This window comes from Streptomyces sp. NPDC055078 (assembly GCF_053607985.1).
Genome location: NZ_JBSGUP010000722.1, coordinates 1 through 4,000 on the forward strand (window position 1 = coordinate 1; position 4,000 = coordinate 4,000).

The 4,000-nt window shown below is 71.3% G+C and carries 2 protein-coding genes; both read right to left on the reverse strand.

Translation table 11 applies throughout. The features are described from left to right. Nucleotides 1-102 precede the first annotated feature (102 nt). The gene (gene rsgA, locus ACWF94_RS35475; protein WP_453498333.1) at nucleotides 103-1,221 is read right to left on the reverse strand and encodes a ribosome small subunit-dependent GTPase A; all 1,119 of its coding nucleotides are present in this window, start codon (nucleotides 1,219-1,221) and stop codon (nucleotides 103-105) included. Between the two features lie 368 nt (nucleotides 1,222-1,589). Further along, nucleotides 1,590-4,000: SpoIIE family protein phosphatase (locus ACWF94_RS35480; RefSeq protein ID WP_453498336.1), on the reverse strand; the 2,411-nt coding region annotated here is incomplete at its 5' end.

The window sequence follows — 4,000 nt, forward strand, 5'->3', positions numbered from 1 at the left end:
ACCACGGCGGACGGGTGCACACGCGGGCACTGCGGACTGGTGCACCGGACACCGCGGTGGGCGGGGAGAACCGGTCACACCCCGCCCACCGCGCCCCGAGGGTCAGCGCAAGCCCCTGCGCTTGTCCTCCATGGCCGCGCGCCCCACCGCGCCCTTGCGCTTCCCGTCCTTGCGGATCTCCGCCCGCACCCTGGCATCGGTTTTGGCCACCATGTGCTGGTTCTCGCGGAGCAGCCTGCGGTAGCTGTCCAGCCGTCGATCGGGCAGCGAACCGTCCTCGATGGCCGCGAGCACCGCGCACCCCGGCTCCGCGTCGTGCGCGCAGTCGTGGAAGCGGCAGCGCGCGGCGAGTTCCTCGATCTCCGTGAACACCTGCCCGACCCCGGTCCCGGCGTCCCAGAGCCCGACGCCGCGCAGCCCCGGGGTGTCGATCAGCACCCCACCGCCCGGCAGGGCGAGGAGGTTACGGGTGGTGGTGGTGTGCCGGCCCTTGCCGTCGACGTCCCGGGTGGCCTGAACTTCCATCACCTCCGCACCGATCAGCGCGTTGGCGAGGGTGGACTTGCCCGCGCCGGAGACGCCGAGCAGCACACTCGTACCGCCCGATACGACGGCGGTGAGCACGTCCATGCCCTCGCCGGTCATCGAGCTGACGGGCAGTACCTGAACGCCGGGCGCGGTGGTCTCCACGTCCTCCACGAGATACGAAAGACCGGTGGCGTCGGGCACCAGATCGGCCTTGGTGAGCACGACGAGCGGCTGGGCGCCGCTCTCCCAGGCGAGGGCCAGGAACCGTTCGATACGCCCGAGGTCCAGTTCGACGGCGAGCGACACCGCGATGACGGCGTGGTCGACATTGGCCGCGAGGATCTGTCCTTCGGAGCGCTTGGACGAGGTGGAGCGCACCATGGCCGTACGGCGTGGCAAGTACGCCCGTACGAACTGGGGGTCGCCTGTGGCGTCGACGGCGGCCCAGTCCCCGGTGCAGATGACCCGCAGCGGGTCGTGCGGGGTGACGAAGGCGGTGTCGGCGCGGACGACCCCGTCGGTGGTGATGACATCGCAGTTGCCTCGGTCGACCCGTACGACCCGGCCGGGCAGCAGCCCGCGGGCGGCGTGCGGGGCGAACGCGGTGTCCCAGCCCTCGTCCCAGCCGTAGCGGGCGAGTGGGTGTGACGAGTTCTTCAGGGATGAAGCAGACAACGGGAAACCCTTCAACATGTTTCGACATGTTTTGACGGGTGGCCCCGGCGACCGCGCCAAAGGCACGGCAGAGGAGGAGATAGATCAGCCGGAGACCACAGGGGTGGGGATGAGATCCTGCGTGCGGGCAGCGCCCGGCGTCACGGCAGTCATCGAAATCCACCTCCTGCTCTCTCGGTCGCGGTCGTCCACAGTCGTCCACAGTTGTACGCAGTCGCGCGACGACTTACGGTCCAGAGAGTAGGTGAAGGGGCTCCGAGGCGCCAACCCTTTTTCCCGGGAGCCGTCGCCGGCTTTCCCCGGGGACAACCCGCAAGGCGACAACCCGCAATGCGACGGCCCAACGCGACGGCCCGTAACGCGACAGCCCGCTCCGCGCCGTCCCCTCAGTCGGGCCCCAGCTCCTGCTCGGCCCAGATCGCCTTGCCCGTCGAGGTGTGCCGGGTGCCCCAGCGGTCGGTCAGCCGGGCGACCAGCATGAGGCCGCGCCCGCCCTCGTCCAGGCCCCGGGCCCGGCGCAGATGCGGTGAGGTGTCGCTGCCGTCGGAGACCTGGCAGATCAGGGTGCGGTCGCGGATCAGACGCAGCCGGATGGGCGGCGCCCCGTACCGGATGGCGTTGGTGACCAGTTCACTGACGACCAGTTCGGTGGTGAACACGGCGTCGTCCAGGCCCCAGGCGGTCAGCCGCTCGGCCGCCAGCCGCCGGGCGGTGGAGACGACGGCGGGGTCGCCGGGCAGATCCCAGGTCGCGACCTGGTCGGCGTCGAGCGCCCGGGTGCGGGCGAGCAGCAGGGCGATGTCGTCGGCGGCGCGGCCGGAGAGCATGGCGTCCCACAGCAGATCGCCGATCTCCTCCAGGGGCCGGGGCGGCTGTCCGAGGATGTCGCGCAGCCGGGCGTATCCGGTGTCCATGTCCCCGTCGGCGGCCTTGATGAGCCCGTCGGTGTAGAGGGCGAGCAGACTGCCCTCGGGCAGTTCGAACGCCGTCATCTCGAAGGGGAATCCGCCGAGGCCGAGCGGCGGACCGACCGATGGACCGGGGAAGTCGACGGTGCCGTCGGGAGTGACGACGGCGGGCAGCGGATGTCCGGCGCTGGCCAGCGAGCAGCGGCGGGAGACGGGGTCGTACTCGACATAGAGGCAGGTGGCGCTCATCTCTCCGGTGGTGCGCGAGCGCGGTTCGGCGTCGTCGCCGCCACTGGCCGACTCCCCTGCCTCGTCGCCCTCGTCGTAGCCGTAGCCGATGACGACGTCGTCGAGTTGGGTGAGCAGTTCATCGGGTGGCAGATCGACATCGGCCAGGGTGCGTACGGCGGTTCGCAACCTGCCCATGGTGGCGGCTGCCCGCAGACCGTGACCGACCACATCGCCCACCACGAGGGCGACCCGGGCGCCGGAGAGCGGGATCACGTCGTACCAGTCGCCGCCGACGCCCGCGCGGGATCCGGCGGGCATATAGCGGGAGGCGACTTCCACCGCGGTGTGGTCGAGTGTGTGGCGCGGCAGCAGGCTGCGCTGGAGGGTGATCGCGGTGGCGCGCTCCCGGGCGTAGCGGCGCGCGTTGTCGGCGCAGACGGCGGCGCGGGCGGCGAGTTCCTCGGCCAGCAGCAGATCGTCCCGGTCGAAGGGCTCCGGGGTCCGGTGGCGGCAGAAGATCGCCAGGCCCAGGGTGACACCACGGGCCCGGAGCGGCACCACCATGATCGAGTGCACCCCGAAGTACTTGATGCTGCGGGCGCGTTCCGGGGAGGTCTTCGCCCAGCGCGCCAGGGTGGAGTCGTCCACCGCGTGCTGTGACGCCTCGCCGGAGACGAGGGTCTGGCCTGCCGGAGAGTCCGCATCGTAGGAGTGCCGGGCGCCGATCGGCATCAGGGCCTCGGGGAGGCCCGGCAGCACCGACCGCTGAGCGGCCCGGCGGCAGACCGCCAGGCCGGCCGTGGGCTCCGGTTCCGTCTCCTCGGCCGACATGACCGCGTCGAGCAGGTCCACCACGACGAAGTCGGCGAAGTGGTCCGTGCCGACTTCCGCCAGTTCGTCCGCCGTACGGGTCAGATCGAGCGTGGTGCCGATCCGCAGGGTGGCCTCGTTCACGATGGACAGCCGCCGGTGCGCCCAGTACGCCTCGGTGGTGTCGTTCAACACGACGGATATCCCGCGCACTTCGCCGCCGGGGTCGCGCACCGGGTACAGCAGCGCGGAACGGCGTCGCTCATGGCTCTCTCCCGGGCAGCGCGCGGTGGTCTCGTGGCGTGTCGTCTCGCCGGTACGCAGCCCCTTCTCCACCAGTTCGGGGAGGGCCTCCAGACCGTCGAAGGTACGGCCCGGCTCCCGCTCGCCCATGCCCAGTCCGATGAGCCGGTCCTCGGGCATCGCCGCTATGTCGGCGAAGGCGTTGTTGACGCCCACCACCCGCCCTTGTGCGTCGCACACCTCCAGCGGGATCGGCAACTGGGCCAGCGCCCACGCCTTCAGCAGGGCGGTCGACGGCGGAGGTGTTGTCTCGGGGGCATCGGGCTGTTCCGGAGGGAACGAGGGGAGCGGGGTGGCAGGACCGGCGGAGGTGTCTGACGTGGCAGAGGCAGCGGACGTGTCAGAGGCGGCAGGAACGGCGGAAGGGGCGGCGGAAGGGGCGGAAGGCACGGAGACGGCGTGGGTGACGGCTGTGACGATCCACAGCGGGTCCTCACCGAAGCCGGGCAGCGGCTGTCCGTGGACCGTGAGGTCCAGCAGGCGCCCCTGACTGTCCCGGCACCCGACCGTGGCGGACCATGGCCGTCCGACGGCCCACCCGGATC